Below are 15,913 nucleotides of genomic sequence, written 5' to 3' on the forward strand. Positions count from 1 at the left end.
GAAGATGACAAAGGTCAACAGAAGCTGGGTGGATGCGGCAAATGCGCGCGGTTGCGACTTTCCGATCCAGAATCTGCCTTACGGGGTTTTCTCGACCGGGGGCGGGGCGCCGCGCTGCGGGGTGGCAATCGGCGATCGCATCGTCGATCTGGCGGCCTGCGAAGCCGCCGGGCTGCTGGATGCGGGCGGCACCTTCGCGGCCCCGCAGCTGAACGACTTCATCGCCCTTGGCCGCGACAGATGGGCGGCGATCCGTGCGGCGCTGAGCGCGCTTCTGGCCGAGGACGGCAATCGTGACACCCCCACCGTCGCCATGGCCGATGCGACCCTTCACCTGCCGATCCGGGTTACCGAATACACCGATTTCTATGCCTCGAAGAATCACGCCTTCAACGTGGGTGTGCTGTTCCGCGGCCCCGAAAACGCCCTGCCGGCGCAATGGACGCATATGCCCATCGGTTATAACGGGCGGGCGTCTTCCGTCGTGGTCTCGGGCACCGATGTGATCCGCCCGATGGGGCAGTTGAAGACCGATGCCGGACCCGTCTGGGCACCCTGTCAACGCCTTGATCTGGAACTGGAAATGGGTGCCATCGTCGGTGCGGATTCGACCATGGGCGAGCGTATCGGTGTCGATCAGGCCGAACAGATGATCTTCGGCTATGTGCTGCTGAACGACTGGTCGGCGCGCGACATCCAGGCCTGGGAATACCAGCCGCTCGGCCCGTTCCAGTCCAAGGCCTTCGCCACCACGATCAGCCCCTGGGTGGTGACCACCGCCGCGCTCGAACCCTTCCGCAGCGAGGGTCCCGAGCGCGTGAACCCGCTGCTGCCCTATCTGCACGAATCCCGCCCCGGGCTTTACGACATCAACCTGTCATGGAGCCTGAACGACGAGGTGCTGAGCCGGACGAATTACAACGTCATGTATTATTCCTCGGCGCAGCAGTTGGCGCATCACGCCTCGTCGGGGTGCCCGATGCGGGTCGGCGATCTGCTGGGATCGGGAACGATTTCGGGCCCGACGCCGGATTCGACCGGCGCGCTTCTGGAAATGACCGAGGGCGGGAAGAAACCGGTGAAAACCGGCTCGGGCGAACGGAAATTCATTCAGGACGGCGACAGGATCACCCTGAGCGGTTATGCTGAGGGCGATGGCTATCGCATCGGATTCGGGTCCTGCACCGGCAAAGTGCTGCCCGCGAAGGAGTAAGCGATGAGCAAGAAATTCGCCTCTGCCGGCGATATGGCGGAAAAGAAGATCAGCTTCACCGAAATCGGCGAGGGGCTTTGGGCCTTCACCGCCGAGGGCGACCCGAATACCGGCGTCATCATCGGCGACGAAAGCGTGATGATCGTCGAGGCGCAGGCGACGCCGCGCCTTGCCCGCAAGGTGATCGAGAAGGTCCGCGAGGTCACCGACAAACCGATCAGCCATCTGGTCATGACCCATTACCACGCGGTGCGGGTGCTCGGTGCCTCGGCCTATGGCGCGCCGACCGTCGTCATGGGCGAGAAGGCGCGCTCGATGGTCGCCGAACGCGGGCAGGAGGATTGGGACAGCGAATTCGAACGCTTCCCGCGCCTGTTCCAGGCGCATGAGGAAATCCCCGGCCTGACCTGGCCGAATGTCACCTTCAACGACCGCATGACCGTTTATCTCGGTAAGCGCCGCATCGACCTGATGCATCTGGGTCGTGCCCATACGGCGGGCGATATCGTCGCCTATGTGCCCGATCAGAATGTCATGTTCACCGGCGATATCGTCGAATACCACTCGGCCTGCTATTGCGGGGACGGTCATTTCGCCGACTGGCCGGCAACGCTGGAAGAAATCCGGAAATTCGAGCTTGCCGCCATCGCGCCGGGGCGCGGCGATGCGCTTGTCGGGGCCGACATGGTCAATGCGGCGCTCGATAACACCGCCGATTTCGTCCGCTCGACCTTTCAGCCGGCGGCGCGTGTGGCGTGCGGCGGGGGCACGTTGAAGGAAGCCTGGGACGCCGTGCGCGCCGCCTGCGACCCGAAATTCGGCAGCTATGCGATCTATGAGCATTGCCTGCCCTTCAACGTCGCCCGCGCCTATGACGAGGCGCTTGGCATCGACACGCCGCGCGTCTGGACGGCGGCGCGCGACAAGCAGATGTGGGATCTGCTGCAAGGCTGAGCAAGGCAGGGAGGGGAGGCCCATGGCAGACGCGAAAATCTTCGAAACCCCGCTTTATCCCTATAAGCGGCACGCCGATCAGGACGCACATATGCCGGTGCGCCACCCGGTCATCGTCATCGGTGCCGGCCCGGTCGGGCTGGCCGCGGCGATAGATCTGGGGATGCAGGGCGTGCCGGTGGTGGTGCTGGACGATAACGACCGCGTGTCCACCGGCAGCCGCGCCATCTGCTTCGCCAAGCGCCCGCTGGAGATCTTTGACAGGCTGGGTTGCGGCGATGCGATGGTGGACATGGGCGTCGTCTGGAACCGCGGCCGCGTCTTCATGGGCGAGCGCGAGGTCTATGATTTCAACCTTCTGCCCGAGGCAGGCCACCGCCGCCCCGCCTTCATCAACCTGCAGCAATATCACCTCGAACATATCCTGCTGAACCGCTTGCGCGACCTGCAGGAGACAGGTGCGCCGATCCAGTTGCGCGGCAAGTCCCGCGTCTCGGCCATCGGCCAACATGACGACCATGCCCGGATCGAGATCGACACGCCGGAAGGCCCCTATGATCTGGAAGCCGACTGGCTGATCGCCTGCGACGGGGCCGGTTCGGCCACGCGGCGGATGCTGGGAATCGACTTTCAGGGCCGCGTCTTCGAGGACAATTTCCTGATCGCCGATGTGATCATGCAGGCGGATTTCCCGACCGAACGCTGGTTCTGGTTCGATCCGCCCTTCAATCCCGGTCAGTCGGCGCTTCTGCACAAGCAACCCGACGGCGTCTGGCGCATCGACCTGCAACTGGGCTGGGACATCGACAAGGAAAAGGAAAAGCGCCCGGAAAACGTCATCCCCCGCATCAAGGCGATGCTGGGCGAGGATGTGCCGTTCGAGTTGGAATGGGTCAGCGTCTACACCTTCCAGTGCCGCCGGATGGAAAGCTTCCGCCACGGTCGGGTGATCTTTGCTGGTGACGCCGCCCATCAGGTCAGCCCCTTCGGCGCGCGCGGTGCCAATAGTGGCTTTCAGGACACCGACAATCTGTGCTGGAAGCTGAAACTGGTGCTGGATGGCGCAGCCCCCGAGACCCTGCTGGACAGCTATGACACTGAGCGCGTTCACGGGGCCGAGGAAAACATCCTGAACTCCACCCGTTCGACCGATTTCATCACCCCGAAATCGGAAATCAGCCGGCTGTTCCGCGACGCGGCGCTGCATCTGTCGGAACGCCACGCCTTCGCGCGGCCCTTCGTCAACTCGGGCCGGCTGTCGGTGCCCTGCACCTATGACGGATCGGCCCTGAACACGCTCGATGCTATCCCGGACGGCCCCGCCCGCACCCGCCCCGGCAGCCCTTGCCCGGATGCGCCCATTGAGGGTGGCTTCCTGCTGGACCGCCTCGGCAATCGTTTCACGCTGCTGGCCATCGGGGTCGAGGGTGAAGCCATCGAGGGCGCCGACCTCCTCTCGCTGCCCGCAACCGGCGAACTGGCCGAGCGTTATGGCAGCGGCATCTACCTGATCCGCCCCGATCAGCACATCGCCGCCCGCTGGCCAGCCTTTGACGCCAAAGCCGTCTGCGCCGCCCTTCACCGCGCCACGGGGACCACGCCATGAACCTGAACCTGCAACCGAACCTGAAATCCCCCGACGACGCCTATGCCCTGCTGCTGGAGGCGCATGAGGGGCTGACCAAGGCGCAATCAGACGCGCTGAACGCGCGGCTGATCCTGGTGCTGATGAACCATGTCGGGGATATGGATGTGCTGCGGGCAGCGCTCGCGGCAGCGGCGGAAGGGGCGCGTGGAAGCGCTTAGCCTGCGCGCGCTAATAGTGATAGCGACACTGAGCGATCTCCAGCGCCTGATCCCGTCCGCTGCCGGATACCCGATACACCAGCCGGTCGCGTTGTGTGATCCTGCGTGACCACCAACCGCTCAGATCGCCTTTCAGCGGCTCGGGCTTTCCGGTGCCCCTGAAAGGGGTGCGCATCGCTGCCCTGATCAACTCGTTCAGCCTTTCGAACACCTTGCTGTCGCTGTTGCGCCAGTGGTGATAATCCTGCCAGGCATTATCCGAGAATATCAGCTTCATCGTCCAGAACCCGCTCGGTCCCGTGCCCGCTGTTCAATTGGGCAACGGATTCCCGCAAACGGCTCGCATTGGCCGGCGAGGTCAGAAGATAGAGCGTTTCCTGAATCGCATCCCATTCTTCCTTGCCGACGACCACCACCGCTTCCTTGCCGGGGCGGGTGATGACGGTTTCGGTCTTGTTGTGGATGGCGTGATCCATCACGTCCTTCAGGTGCTTGCGCGCGTCGGTATAGGTCAGAATGTCCATGGGATTGGCCGCTTTTTCGCCCGTATCGAGACGATACCGCGCCAATATGGTACAAAATTCTGTACAAATCAAGCGCGCACCATGAAAAAGGCCCGCCGATCGCGGCGGGCCTTCCTGATTACGGTCCGAAACGTCGCTTACAGCGTCCGTTCGACCTCTTCGCGTTCGAAGATCTCGATGACATCGCCGGGGCGGATGTCGTCGTAATTCTCGAAGGCCATGCCGCATTCCTGGCCCGACTGGACCTCTTTCACCTCGTCCTTGAAGCGCTTCAGCGTCTTCAGCGTGCCCTCGTGGATCACCACGTTGTCGCGCAGCAGGCGGACGCCGGCGGAACGACGTGCCACGCCTTCGGTGACCAGACAGCCGGCGACCTTGCCGACGCCGGTGACCTTGAAGACCTCGCGGATCTCGGCATAGCCGATGAAGTTTTCGCGGACTTCGGCGGACAGAAGGCCCGAGGCGGCGGCTTTGATGTCATCGACCAGGTCATAGATGATCGAGTAATAGCGGATCTCGACACCTTTCTGGTTGGCGGCGTTGCGGGCCGGGGCGTTGGCACGGACGTTGAAACCGATGACCGGCGCGCCCGAGGCTTCGGCCAGGCCGATATCGCTTTCGGTGATGGCGCCAACACCGTAATGCAGCACGCGGACGCGGACCTCGTCATTGCCGACCTTTTCCAGCGCCTGAACGATGGCCTCGGCAGAGCCCTGCACATCGGCCTTCAGCACCACCGGCAGTTCGGCCACGCTTTCATCGGCCTTGGCCTTGGCCATCAGCTGATCCAGCGTGATCGCGGCACCGGCGGCGGCGCGTTTGTCCTTGGCCGCCTGCTCGCGGTAATCGGCGATCTCGCGGGCCTGGGCCTCGGTCTCGACGACGTTCAGAACGTCGCCGGCTTCGGGTGTGCCGTTCAGGCCCAGTACCTCGACCGGGACCGAGGGACCGGCCTCCTCGACGCGCTCGCCCTGATCGTTGATCAGTGCGCGGACCTTGCCCCATTGCTCGCCGACGACGAAGATATCGCCGCGGCGCAGGGTGCCGTTCTGGACCAGCACGGTGGCGACCGGGCCGCGCCCGACATCCAGCTTGGCCTCGATCACCGCACCTTGCGCGGCGCGGCCGGGATTGGCCTTGAGTTCGAGGATCTCGGCCTGCAGCGCGATGGCTTCCAGAAGGTTGTCGAGCCCCTGGCCGGTCTTGGCCGAAACTTCGACATCCTGCACGTCGCCGGACATTTCCTCGACGATGACCTCGTGCTGCAGAAGCGCGGTGCGCACCTTATGCGGGTCGGCATCGGGCTTGTCGATCTTGTTGATCGCCACGATCATCGGCACCTTGGCGGCCTTGGCGTGGTTGATCGCCTCGATGGTCTGCGGCATGACCGCGTCATCGGCGGCGACGACCAGCACGACGATATCCGTCACATTGGCACCGCGCGCGCGCATCGAGGTGAAGGCCGCGTGGCCGGGCGTGTCGAGGAAGCTCAGCACCGCGCCGCTATCGGTGGTCACCTGATAGGCGCCGATATGCTGGGTGATGCCGCCGGCCTCGCCCGAGACCACGTTGGCATGACGGATCGCGTCCAGAAGCGAGGTCTTGCCGTGGTCGACATGGCCCATGATGGTGATGATCGGCGGGCGCGACTGCAGGTCTTCGGGCTTGTCCTCGACCTGGTCAATGACCTGTTCCACATCGGCATCCGAGACGCGAACCGCGCGGTGGCCGAATTCCTCGATCACCAGCTCGGCGGTATCGGCGTCGATGGACTGGTTCATGGTGACCATCATGCCCATCTTCATCAGCGCCTTGACCACATCGGCGGCGCGCTCGGCCATGCGGTTGGCGAGTTCGCTGACCACGATGGCTTCGGGCAGCTGCACGTCGCGCACCTGCTTCTCGGCGCGGGTCGACTGGCCCATCGCCTTCTGCTTGGCGCGTTCCTGCTTGCGCTTCATGGCTGCGAGACTGCGCTGCCGGCCGCCTTCGCCGGCAAGTGCGGCGGTCACCGACAGCTTGCCAGTGCGCCGACCGTCGCGGTCGCCGGCCTTGTTGCGCGAATCACGGTCCTCGGTGCGCGCGCCGCGTTGCTCGCGATCGGGGCGAGAGGGGCGTGCCGCGACGCCTTTGGTCTCGGCGCGCGCAGCGGCGGCCTGGGCGGCGGCGGCATCGACCGGACCCGCTTCCTTGGCGGCGGGCTTGCGCACCTCTTCCTTCTTCTGGGCGCGCAGCCTGGCCTCTTCGGCCTTGCGGGCGTCCTCTTCTTCCTTGGCCTTCAGCGCTTCCTCGCGCTCGCGGTCCTCGCGCTCCTTGGCCTCGATCTCGGCCCGGCGGCGTTCGCGTTCTTCCTCGCGGGCCTTTTCCTCGGCGGCGCGGGCTTCGGCTTCCTCGGCCTCACGCGCTTTCGCAGCGGCCAAGGCCTTGAGACGACGCTCCATTTCCGCATCCGAGATACCCGCCGGGCGCTTGGACGAGGAGGCGACGGCGCGCGCCGCGTTTTCCGGCGTGACCGTGGGGCGCGGCTTGTCGCCCGTCGCGCCCGGCTTGGGCACGACGACACGCTTGCGCTTGGTTTCCACCACCACGCTCTTGGTGCGGCCGTGGCTGAAGCTCTGTTTCACCTGACCCGGGCGGTTGCCGCCGAGGCCGAGAGGTTTCTTGCCGTCTGTATCGCTCATCTGCGTCTTATTCCTTCCCGGCCCGGATGGCCGATTGCCCTCGCAGGCCATTCAGCCTGCCAGCGTCCCGGATAACCTTGTCTGCGAGTCCGCCCTTCGAAAGCGCGCTGTGTATGACATGATCGCGTCCGAAAGCCAAACCCAATTCTGATGCGGTGAGACAGCCGAACCAGCGTGCCCCTTCCGGTGTCCAGAGCTTGCCTTTGCCGCGTTCGGACCCGTCCGACGCCTGCAGCAGCACCTTCACCCGACCGGCCGCAAGCCAGTCCTTCACCTTTTCAAACCCGGCGACCGCTACGCCGGATTTGCGCCCCAGCGAGACCAGCTCGATCACGCGTCTTGCAAGTCCCGTCTCGATCAGCTCGATCAGCCCCTCGGGCGGGGTCGCCTGTGCCTTGGCCCCGCGCGAGAAGGCGCCCTTGGCCACGGCCTTTTCGATCACCGTACGATCCGCCGTCAGCCAGAAACCGCGACCCGGCAGCTTTTCGGCCAGATCGGGCACGACCATGCCGTCGGGGCCCAACACGAAGCGGATCAGCCCCGCCTTCGGTTGCACCTCGCCGGTGACCAGGCAACGGCGTTCCGTGCCCTCGTCCGTCTTATCGCGCCCGCCTCGCGTCATGCCACCGGATCCGGGGCATCAGGCCCCGGCCTCCTCGGTTTCGGCATCTTCTTCGCCGGCTTCGTCCTCGGGCTGTTCAAGCTCGGTCGGGTCGACCCAGCCCAGCATGACCCGTGCGGTCATCACCATGTCCTGCGCATCTTCAAGGCTGATGCCGAAAGGCTCCAGCAGGCCGTCATCCTTGACCCGCTGCCCGTCGACCGTGGTCCAGCCGCCGGCCAGTTCCCAGTCGGCGCAGGTGGCGAAGTCTTCCAGCGTCTTCACGCCGTCATTCGCCAGGGCTTCGACCATCTGGGGGGTGAGGCCTTCGAATTCAATGAGGCTGTCCTCGGCACCGAGCGCGCGGGCATTTTCCAGCGCCGCCTTGTTGGCGGCTTCGATCACGTCGCGGGCACGGGCCTGCAATTCGTCGGCGGTGCCTTCGTCCACGCCGTCGATGGACAGAAGCTCGTCCTGATCGACATAGGCGACCTCTTCCAGATTGGTGAAGCCTTCGGCGACCAGAAGCTGGGCGAAGAACTCGTCCAGATCCAGCTTGTCCATGAACAGTTGAGTGCGGGCGTTGAACTCGGCCTGACGGCGCTTCGATTCCTCTTCCTCGGTGAGGATGTCGATATCGAGCCCGGTCAGCTGGCTGGCCAGACGCACGTTCTGGCCGCGACGGCCGATGGCCAGCGACAGCTGTTCTTCCGGCACCACGACCTCGATCCGGGGCGCGTCCTCGTCGACGACGACCTTCGAGACCTCGGCCGGTTGCAGCGCGTTCACCAGGAAGGTGGCCTGATCTTCGGACCACGGGATGATGTCGATTTTCTCGCCCTGCAACTCGCCGACCACGGCCTGCACACGAGAGCCGCGCATACCGACGCAGGCGCCGACCGGGTCGATGCTGCCATCATAGGAGATCACGGCGATCTTGGCGCGGCTGCCCGGGTCGCGGGCCACGGCCTTGATCTCGATCACGCCGTCATAGATTTCCGGCACTTCCATCTTGAACAGTTCCGCCATGAATTGCGGATCGGTGCGCGACAGGAAGATCTGCGGGCCGCGGGTCTCGCGGCGGACATCCTTGACATAGGCGCGGATGCGGTCGTTCGGGCGATAGCTTTCGCGGCCGATCTTCTCGTTGCGGCGCAGGATGGCTTCGCCACGGCCGACATCGACGATGATATTGCCGTATTCCTCGCGCTTGACGATGCCGTTGATGATGGTGCCGGCGCGGTCCTTGAATTCGTCATACTGGCGGTCGCGCTCGGCCTCGCGGACGCGCTGCAGGATGACCTGCTTGGCCGATTGCGCGGCGATCCGGCCCAGTTCGACCGGCGGCACCTGTTCCTGGAAGACATCGCCGATCTGCGGGCCGCCGGCGAAATCCTCGACCACGGCACCTTCGCGGATCCAGGCATTGGCCGGGTCGCGCTGCTTTTCGAAATAGGGCTTGGCCTGTTCGGCGGTGAACTCGGCCTGATAGTTTTCCAGCACCTCCTCGTCGACGACGGTGCGCACGCGGGTAAAGGTGGCATTGCCGGTCTTGCGGTCGATGGACACGCGGATGTCCATCTCGGCCCCATAGCGCGACTTGGCGGCGCGGGCGAGGCTGTCTTCCATCGCTTCGATGACCAGTTCGGGCTCGATCATCTTCTCGCGGGCCACGGCCTCGGCGGTTTGCAGCAGCTCAAGCTGGTTGGCAGAGGTGATTGCCATCACTTACTCCTTCGTTGCGGCGTCGTCCTCGTCGCCGTCTTCGGTTTGCACTTCGTCGAAAATCGATTCGTCGAGATTGTCGATCTCGACCCCGGCTTCCTTCTTCTGGCGCAGCATCTCGGCGATGAGTTCGTCGGTCAGCATCAGCTTGGCATCGGCCAGCCAGTCGAAATTCAGCCCGATGGTCTGGGTCTCGCCCCCGACCTCGATATTGATCAGGACATCCTCGCCCTCGACCCCGGCCAGCACGCCGGTAAAGCGCTTGCGGCCGTCGATCTGCTGGTCGGTTTCCAGCTTGGCGTCATAGCCTTCATAGGTCGCGAAATCCTTCAGCCGGGTCAGCGGCCGGTCGATCCCGGGCGAGGAGACCTCAAGATTGTATTTGTCTTCAATGGGATCTTCCACATCCAGCGTGGCGCTGACCATGGTCGAGATCTCGGCGCAGTCATCGACATTGATGCCGCCATCGGGCCGGTCGGCCATGATCTGCAGGGTTGCGGTCTTGCCGCCCTGAAGCCGGACACGCACCAGTTCGAACCCCATATCCTCGATGACAGGGGTGATGATTTCCGCCAGGCGGCGGTCGATGGCGGTCTTGGCGATCAGGTCGTTCGACATGAGCATCCCCGGAAATGAAAAACGGGCCCGCAGCGGCCCGTTGTGCGTTCGGTGGCGCAGGGGGTGGAGGCCTGCACCGCTGTTGAGCGTGATATAGAGGGAATCGGCGCCCGTTACAAGCCTGCACGTTGCGCGTCCGAAGGCCGCTATGGCGCGGGGGCTCAGCGCATGTCGTTCATGACCTCGACCAGCTCGGCGGCGATGCGCGGCTCGCTCAATGCATGGCCCGAGGCCGGGACCATGCGCAGCCGGCAATTCTGCCAGTCTTGCGCCACTGTCCAGGCGCTGATCGGCGGGCAGACCATGTCATAGCGGCCCTGGACGATCTGGCAGGGGATATGTTCGATCCGGGCGCGGTCGCGCAGAAGCTGGCCCTCGTCCAGAAAGCAGCGATTGCGGAAATAATGGTTCTCCAGCCGGGCGAAGGCGCGGGCATAGGCGGGCGAGGCCGCGCCGGGATTGGCGATATCCATGCCGGCCAGCCCGTTTTCCCACATGATCCAGTGGCGGGCGAAGCGCTGCTCCTCGGCCTCGTCGCCCGAAAACAGGCGCCGGTGATAGGCGGCGATCATGTCGCCCCGCTCCTCCTCGGGGATGGGGGCGCAGAAATCCTGCCAGCGTTCGGGCCAGAACCGCCCCGCGCCGCCGCCATAGAACCAGTCCAGTTCGGCCTGGGTTCCAAGAAAGACCCCGCGCAGGATCAGCGCCGTCACCGCCTGCGGATGGGCCTCGGCATAGGCAAGCGCCAGTGTCGCGCCCCAGCTGCCGCCGAACAGCGCCCATTGCCCGATGCCGAGCGCCTGCCGGATCGCCTCGATATCGGCGACGAGATGGGGGGTGGTGTTCGCCTCGACGCTGGCATGGGGCGTGGACAGCCCGCAGCCGCGCTGATCGAACAGGATGGCACGGTAATGCGCCGGGTCGAAGAAGCGGCGCATGAACGGGCTGCAACCGCCGCCGGGGCCGCCATGCAGCACAATGACCGGCTGGCCCTCGGGATTGCCGGATTGCTCAACGTAAAGCACATGGCCGTCGCCGACCTCGATCCTGCGGCGATCGAAGGGTTCGAGATGGGGATAAAGGCGCGCTGCGCCGATTTGCCCTGACGTGCGATCCATGTTTTCCCTATATACCCCGCCGAAGGGACGCGAAAGGACCGACCATGACTGACAGCAGAGACCCGTCCGAGATCGCCAAGTTCGAGGCCATGGCCGCCGAATGGTGGGATCCGAAGGGCAAGTTCAAGCCGCTGCACATGATGAACCCGGTCCGGCTGGGATATATCACCACGCAGATCGCCGCCGAATTCGGCCGCGACCTGAAGGCGCCCCTCCCGTTTGAGGGGCTGCGGCTGCTGGATATCGGCTGCGGCGGCGGCCTGCTGTCCGAACCGATGGCGCGGCTGGGGGCGCAGGTGGTCGGTGCCGATGCGGCGGCGAAGAATATCGAGGTGGCCCGCATTCACGCCGATCAGGTCGGGCTTCAGATCGACTATCGCGCCGAAACCGCCGAGGCCCTGCTGGCGGCGGGCGAAAGCTTCGACGCGGTGCTGGCGATGGAGATCGTCGAGCATGTCGCCGATCCGCCCGGCTTCGTCGCCAGTTGCCACGATCTGCTGCGTCCGGGCGGCGTGCTGGTCATGTCGACGCTGAACCGGACGCTGCGCAGCTATGGCGCGGCGATCATCGGGGCGGAATGGGTGATGCGCTGGCTGCCCAGGGGCACGCATGAGTGGCAGCGCTTTGTCACCCCGGACGAGCTTGCCGAGATGATGCAGAAAGCCGGGCTGCGCGTCGCCGACCGGCGCGGCATGGTCTTCAACCCGATAAGCTGGGGCTGGTCGCTGTCGGATCGCGACCTGTCGGTGAATTACGCCATGACCGGGTTGCGGGCCGGCTGACAGGCGCGGGTCAGCGATCCGAGGGGTGGTTGACCCCGTCGTTCCAGGGCACCGGGTCGAGATCGCGGGGGTTCACACCTTCCAGCGCGCCGGCATTGACGCCGTATTCGTTCGGGTTCGAACGCCGCTGGTGATGGGTATAGATGCCGCAATGCCGGCAGAAGTAGTGTTTCGCCGATCCGGTGTTGAACTGATAGAGGCTGAGCGCATCCTCGCCCCGGACGATGCGGATGCCGTCCAAGCGGGCGCTGACCGCGACCGCGCCCCGGCGGCGGCAGAAGGAACAGTCGCAGCGGCGCTTGCTGTTCAGCCCGTCGGACAGGGTGACGGCCAGCTCGACCGCGCCGCAATGGCAGGTCAGGCGGTGCGGGCTCTGGATCTCGGGCAGGCTCATCGACGGACCTCCGGTATGCGCGAGCGGTGATAGTCGATCGGCGGGTGTGGCGGGTGGCCATGGGTGCGATCCCAGAACACCGTGCCGCCGCGCCGGAAGAACAGGGGCAGGGCAAGCACGACCCCGGCGACGAAACCGCCGGCATGGGCCCAATAAGCGACGCCGTCCCCGCCCATCAGCGAAAAGCCCCCGAAAAGCTGCAGGACGAACCAGACCCCCAGCATGACCCAGGCCGGGATGGTGAAGATCTTGATGATAACGATGATGATCGCCAGCACATCGACCCGCGCTTTCGGGAACAGCAGCAGATAGCCGCCCATCACCCCGGCGATGGCGCCCGAGGCGCCGACCATGGGCACCCCCTCGGACGGGTTGACGGCGATCTGCGCGCCCGCCGCCGCCAGCCCGCAGGCCAGATAGAAGACCAGGAAGCCCAGATGTCCCATCTGATCCTCCAGATTGTCGCCGAAGATCCACAGGAACAGCATATTGCCGGCGATATGCATGAGCCCGGCATGAAGGAACATATGGGTGATCAGCCCCCACAGATATTGTCCGTGCACGACCGCGACCGGATAAAGCGCCAGCCGGTCCCAGAGGCCGGTCATCCCAAGCGCCCAGGGCATGGTCAGCAGGAACATCACCACATTGAGGAAGATCAGCCCGGTGGTGACATAGGGCGTCCGCTCGGACGGGTTGTGATCTCGGATCGGAAACATGGCGGTCCTGTGCAACTGGTCCCGCGACGATGCCCGAGCATGGCCCTGCGTGCAAGCATGGCCCTTGTCCGGGCCGATCCGGCGGCGCTAGGATCGCGCGACAGAATCGAGAGGATGCCATGTCCACGCTGACCGACCGCAAGAATGCCGCCATTTCGCGCGGGGTGGGCATGACCACCCAGATCTATGCCGACCGGGCCGAGAATGCCGAGATCTGGGACAAGGACGGCAACCGCTATATCGACTTCGCCGCCGGCATTGCCGTGGTCAATACCGGCCATCGCCATCCGAAGGTGATGGCGGCGGTGAAGGACCAGCTGGACCGCTTCACCCATACCTGCCATCAGGTCGTGCCTTACGAAAACTATGTCGAACTGGCCGAACGCCTGAACGCCCTGGTGCCCGGCAAGGGACCGAAGAAGACCATCTTCGCCACCACCGGCGCCGAGGCGGTCGAGAATGCGATCAAGATCGCCCGCCATTATACCGGCCGCCCCGCCGTCGTGGCCTTTGCCGGCGGCTTTCACGGGCGCACCTTCATGGGCATGGCGCTGACCGGCAAGGTCCAGCCCTACAAGGCCGGTTTCGGGCCGATGATGAACGATGTCTGGCATCTGCCCTTCCCCAATCCGCTGCATGGCGTGAGCGAGGCAGAGGCGCTGGCAGGCCTCGACCGGCTGTTCAAGGCCGATCTGGAGCCGGAGCGCATTGCCGCCATCATCATCGAACCGGTGCAGGGCGAGGGCGGCTTCTACGAGGCCCCGGCCAGTTTCCTGAAGAAGCTGCGCGAGATCTGCGACGCCCATTCCATCCTGCTGATCGCCGACGAGGTCCAGACCGGCTTTGCCCGCACCGGCAAGCTGTTCGCGATGGAGCATTCCGGTGTCGCCGCCGATATCACCACCATGGCCAAGGGTCTGGGCGGCGGCCTGCCGATTTCCGCTGTCACCGGCCGGGCCGAGGTCATGGACAGCCCCGGCCCCGGTGGGTTGGGCGGCACCTATGCCGGTAATCCGCTTGGCGTGGCCGCCGCCCATGCCGTGCTGGACGTGATCGAGGAAGAACAGCTCTGCGACCGGGCCGAGCGGCTGGGCCAGCGGCTGAAACAGCGCCTGTCCGGCCTGCGCGATCAGGTGCCCGAGATCGTCGATATTCGCGGCCCGGGTTTCATGAACGCGGTCGAGTTCAATATCGCCGGCAGCGACCGGCCCAACCCCGAAATGGCCAACCGCGTCCGCGAGGAGGCGCTGAAGCGCAACCTCATCCTGCTGACCTGCGGGGTTTACGGCAATGTCATCCGCTTTCTCGCACCGCTGACCATCCCGTACGAGGTCTTCGGCGAGGCGCTGGATATCCTCGAAGACAGCGTCAAGGCGGCGCGGGGCTGAGGCTCCGCGACCGGCGCGGCACCTTGACGCGGGCGGACATATGACCGACATAAGAGGCACGGCGGCCAATCAGGCCGCCGCATCCTTTTCAGGGACCGTCGGCAATTTGTGGCCACGTTTCGGTTGCGTCATGCGCGGTCCTGTCTGATCAGAAGGCGATATCATGGACCGGATCCTGCTCGACCCGCGTGCGTGGGGCGTGATGCTTGCGGCAATGCTGACGATCATGTCGAACGCGACGATCACCCCGGCTTTGCCCGGCCTGCAGCAGATGTTTTCGGACAACCCCCGGGCCGAGCTTCTGACCCGGCTGCTGATCACCGCGCCCTCGCTGGCGGTGGCCATCATCGCGCCATTCGCCGGTGTGCTGACCGACCGGCTGGGGCGCCGCAAGCCGCTGTTCACCGGGATGGTCATCTATGCGCTGGCCGGCACGGCGGGTCTTTATCTGAACTCGTTGGAGGCGATTTTGGCCAGCCGCGTTGTCCTGGGCATCGGTGTGGCCGCGATCATGACCGCGCAGGCGGCGCTGATCGGCGACTATTTCACCGGGCCAGAGCGGGGCCGGCTGATGGGTTACCAGCTGGCAGCGGTGAACATGGGCGGGCTGGTCTTCGTCATGACGGCGGGCTTTCTGGCGCAGCGCGATCCGAAGCTGCCCTTCCTGATCTATGCCTTCTCGCTGGCGCTGCTTCCAATCCTGTGGCGCATCCTGCCGGAGCCGCCGCGCATCGATTACAGCGCCCCCGGCGCCAGAACCGCCGATCCGGGGGAAACGGGCTGGCCGATTACCGTGGCCATCATGGCGACGGCGGCGGCGCTGACCTTCGTCATCTTCTACTCGGTCCCGACGCAGGTGCCCTATCACCTGACCGAGATCGGGTTGACCGATCCGCATTATGCCGGCGAGGTGATGGGCGCGATGATGTTCTCGGCCGCGCTGATGGCGGTGTTGTCGGGCTGGATCCGGCCCTGGCTGGGTCGGATCGGCACGCCGGTTTCGGGTTACATGCTGCTGGCGGCGGGCTTTTCCGCCCTGGCCACCGGGCAAACGCTGGTCATGGCGATGCTGGGCACGGCGCTGATCGGGGCCGGCCTTGGGCTTTGCGTGCCGACCTTTGTCATCACCGCGCTGAACGCGACGCCGGCGCATCGGCGCGGGCTGGTCTCGGGCTTCGTGACCTCGGCCTTCTTCCTCGGCCAGTTCCTGTCGCCCATCGTCAGCACGCCGCTGGTGGCCAGCTACGGCTATCAGGGGACGTTCCGCATCGCGGCGGTCGGCTGCATCGTGCTGGCGCTGCTTCTGGCCCTTGTGGTCCGGCGTCGCCCGGTCCCGATGGACAGGCCCGGCCGCGCGCATTAGCTTTCGCCGCCGAACAGGAAGGACGAA

16 protein-coding genes are annotated in these 15,913 nt (G+C 65.1%); 7 read left to right on the forward strand and 9 right to left on the reverse strand.

All coding sequences use genetic code 11. The annotated features are described in order from the left end of the window. Positions 1-4: 4 nt before the first annotated feature. Genes fahA through Q0330_RS13960 form a run of 4 tightly spaced genes read left to right on the forward strand, consistent with a single transcriptional unit; the run spans position 5 to position 3,973 of the window. The gene (gene fahA, locus Q0330_RS13945) at positions 5-1,213 is read left to right on the forward strand and encodes a fumarylacetoacetase (protein WP_299480544.1); all 1,209 of its coding nucleotides are present in this window, start codon (positions 5-7) and stop codon (positions 1,211-1,213) included. A gap of 3 nt (positions 1,214-1,216) precedes the next feature. Next, positions 1,217-2,167, forward strand: coding sequence for an MBL fold metallo-hydrolase (locus tag Q0330_RS13950; protein WP_299480547.1), 951 nt, complete (start codon positions 1,217-1,219; stop codon positions 2,165-2,167). 22 nt (positions 2,168-2,189) lie between these two features. After that, positions 2,190-3,773: an FAD-dependent oxidoreductase gene (locus tag Q0330_RS13955; protein ID WP_299480550.1), complete on the forward strand. Its 1,584-nt coding sequence runs from the start codon at positions 2,190-2,192 to the stop codon at positions 3,771-3,773. Beyond that, positions 3,770-3,973, forward strand: coding sequence for a DUF2783 domain-containing protein (locus tag Q0330_RS13960; protein WP_299480553.1), 204 nt, complete (start codon positions 3,770-3,772; stop codon positions 3,971-3,973). Before Q0330_RS13955 ends, Q0330_RS13960 begins: the two co-directional genes overlap by 4 nt. Positions 3,974-3,983: 10 nt before the next feature. Here Q0330_RS13960 and Q0330_RS13965 read toward each other — a convergent pair whose 3' ends face one another. From Q0330_RS13965 to pip, 7 genes are all read right to left on the reverse strand, one after another. Next, entirely contained in the window at positions 3,984-4,250 is a 267-nt protein-coding gene (locus Q0330_RS13965; protein ID WP_299480556.1) for a Txe/YoeB family addiction module toxin, read from the reverse strand. Further along, positions 4,228-4,542 (reverse strand): type II toxin-antitoxin system prevent-host-death family antitoxin, encoded by a 315-nt coding sequence (locus Q0330_RS13970; RefSeq protein ID WP_299480559.1) that lies wholly within the window; start codon positions 4,540-4,542, stop codon positions 4,228-4,230. The genes Q0330_RS13965 and Q0330_RS13970 overlap by 23 nt, the downstream gene beginning before the upstream one ends. 92 nt (positions 4,543-4,634) lie before the next feature. Then, positions 4,635-7,178 (reverse strand): translation initiation factor IF-2, encoded by a 2,544-nt coding sequence (gene infB, locus Q0330_RS13975; protein ID WP_299480562.1) that lies wholly within the window; start codon positions 7,176-7,178, stop codon positions 4,635-4,637. A 7-nt stretch (positions 7,179-7,185) separates the two neighbouring features. Continuing rightward, positions 7,186-7,800, reverse strand: a complete 615-nt coding sequence (locus Q0330_RS13980; RefSeq protein ID WP_299480565.1) for an RNA-binding protein — start codon at positions 7,798-7,800, stop codon at positions 7,186-7,188. A gap of 18 nt (positions 7,801-7,818) precedes the next feature. Further along, positions 7,819-9,504, reverse strand: coding sequence for a transcription termination factor NusA (nusA, locus tag Q0330_RS13985; RefSeq protein ID WP_299480567.1), 1,686 nt, complete (start codon positions 9,502-9,504; stop codon positions 7,819-7,821). Between the two features lie 3 nt (positions 9,505-9,507). Beyond that, on the reverse strand, positions 9,508-10,122 hold the full coding sequence (rimP, locus tag Q0330_RS13990; protein ID WP_299480570.1) for a ribosome maturation factor RimP: 615 nt from the start codon (positions 10,120-10,122) through the stop codon (positions 9,508-9,510). 161 nt (positions 10,123-10,283) lie between these two features. Next, positions 10,284-11,240: a prolyl aminopeptidase gene (gene pip / locus Q0330_RS13995; RefSeq protein ID WP_299480573.1), complete on the reverse strand. Its 957-nt coding sequence runs from the start codon at positions 11,238-11,240 to the stop codon at positions 10,284-10,286. A 44-nt stretch (positions 11,241-11,284) separates the two neighbouring features. On the opposite strand from pip, the gene ubiG reads away from it, so the two are divergent. After that, on the forward strand, positions 11,285-12,022 hold the full coding sequence (gene ubiG / locus Q0330_RS14000; protein WP_299480576.1) for a bifunctional 2-polyprenyl-6-hydroxyphenol methylase/3-demethylubiquinol 3-O-methyltransferase UbiG: 738 nt from the start codon (positions 11,285-11,287) through the stop codon (positions 12,020-12,022). A gap of 10 nt (positions 12,023-12,032) precedes the next feature. Here the strand turns inward: ubiG and Q0330_RS14005 are convergent, their stop codons facing one another. Both Q0330_RS14005 and Q0330_RS14010 read right to left on the reverse strand, forming a co-directional pair. Beyond that, the gene (locus Q0330_RS14005) at positions 12,033-12,416 is read right to left on the reverse strand and encodes a GFA family protein (protein ID WP_299480579.1); all 384 of its coding nucleotides are present in this window, start codon (positions 12,414-12,416) and stop codon (positions 12,033-12,035) included. Continuing rightward, the gene (locus Q0330_RS14010) at positions 12,413-13,135 is read right to left on the reverse strand and encodes a rhomboid family intramembrane serine protease (protein ID WP_299480583.1); all 723 of its coding nucleotides are present in this window, start codon (positions 13,133-13,135) and stop codon (positions 12,413-12,415) included. Before Q0330_RS14010 ends, Q0330_RS14005 begins: the two co-directional genes overlap by 4 nt. A gap of 119 nt (positions 13,136-13,254) precedes the next feature. On the opposite strand from Q0330_RS14010, the gene Q0330_RS14015 reads away from it, so the two are divergent. Together Q0330_RS14015 and Q0330_RS14020 are read left to right on the forward strand one after the other, a co-directional pair. Next, on the forward strand, positions 13,255-14,523 hold the full coding sequence (locus Q0330_RS14015) for a 4-aminobutyrate--2-oxoglutarate transaminase (RefSeq protein ID WP_299480587.1): 1,269 nt from the start codon (positions 13,255-13,257) through the stop codon (positions 14,521-14,523). Positions 14,524-14,686: 163 nt separating this feature from the next. Further along, complete coding sequence (locus Q0330_RS14020; RefSeq protein WP_299480590.1) at positions 14,687-15,886, forward strand: MFS transporter; 1,200 nt, start codon at positions 14,687-14,689, stop codon at positions 15,884-15,886. Positions 15,887-15,913 lie beyond the last annotated feature (27 nt).

The sequence above is a fragment of the uncultured Paracoccus sp. genome, from assembly GCF_937873615.1.
Lineage (GTDB): Bacteria > Pseudomonadota > Alphaproteobacteria > Rhodobacterales > Rhodobacteraceae > Paracoccus.

What these genes read in the sequence shown, in the direction of transcription:
- rimP (WP_299480570.1), bottom strand. Translation starts at nt 10,122, where the DNA reads ATGTCGAACGACCTGATCGCCAAGACCGCCATCGACCGCCGCCTGGCG.
- Q0330_RS13960 (WP_299480553.1), top strand. Translation starts at nt 3,770, where the DNA reads ATGAACCTGAACCTGCAACCGAACCTGAAATCCCCCGACGACGCCTAT.
- nusA (WP_299480567.1), bottom strand. Translation starts at nt 9,504, where the DNA reads ATGGCAATCACCTCTGCCAACCAGCTTGAGCTGCTGCAAACCGCCGAG.
- Q0330_RS14015 (WP_299480587.1), top strand. Translation starts at nt 13,255, where the DNA reads ATGTCCACGCTGACCGACCGCAAGAATGCCGCCATTTCGCGCGGGGTG.
- Q0330_RS13950 (WP_299480547.1), top strand. Translation starts at nt 1,217, where the DNA reads ATGAGCAAGAAATTCGCCTCTGCCGGCGATATGGCGGAAAAGAAGATC.
- pip (WP_299480573.1), bottom strand. Translation starts at nt 11,240, where the DNA reads ATGGATCGCACGTCAGGGCAAATCGGCGCAGCGCGCCTTTATCCCCAT.
- Q0330_RS14010 (WP_299480583.1), bottom strand. Translation starts at nt 13,135, where the DNA reads ATGTTTCCGATCCGAGATCACAACCCGTCCGAGCGGACGCCCTATGTC.
- Q0330_RS13955 (WP_299480550.1), top strand. Translation starts at nt 2,190, where the DNA reads ATGGCAGACGCGAAAATCTTCGAAACCCCGCTTTATCCCTATAAGCGG.
- infB (WP_299480562.1), bottom strand. Translation starts at nt 7,178, where the DNA reads ATGAGCGATACAGACGGCAAGAAACCTCTCGGCCTCGGCGGCAACCGC.
- Q0330_RS14020 (WP_299480590.1), top strand. Translation starts at nt 14,687, where the DNA reads ATGGACCGGATCCTGCTCGACCCGCGTGCGTGGGGCGTGATGCTTGCG.
- ubiG (WP_299480576.1), top strand. Translation starts at nt 11,285, where the DNA reads ATGACTGACAGCAGAGACCCGTCCGAGATCGCCAAGTTCGAGGCCATG.
- Q0330_RS13965 (WP_299480556.1), bottom strand. Translation starts at nt 4,250, where the DNA reads ATGAAGCTGATATTCTCGGATAATGCCTGGCAGGATTATCACCACTGG.
- Q0330_RS13980 (WP_299480565.1), bottom strand. Translation starts at nt 7,800, where the DNA reads ATGACGCGAGGCGGGCGCGATAAGACGGACGAGGGCACGGAACGCCGT.
- Q0330_RS14005 (WP_299480579.1), bottom strand. Translation starts at nt 12,416, where the DNA reads ATGAGCCTGCCCGAGATCCAGAGCCCGCACCGCCTGACCTGCCATTGC.
- fahA (WP_299480544.1), top strand. Translation starts at nt 5, where the DNA reads ATGACAAAGGTCAACAGAAGCTGGGTGGATGCGGCAAATGCGCGCGGT.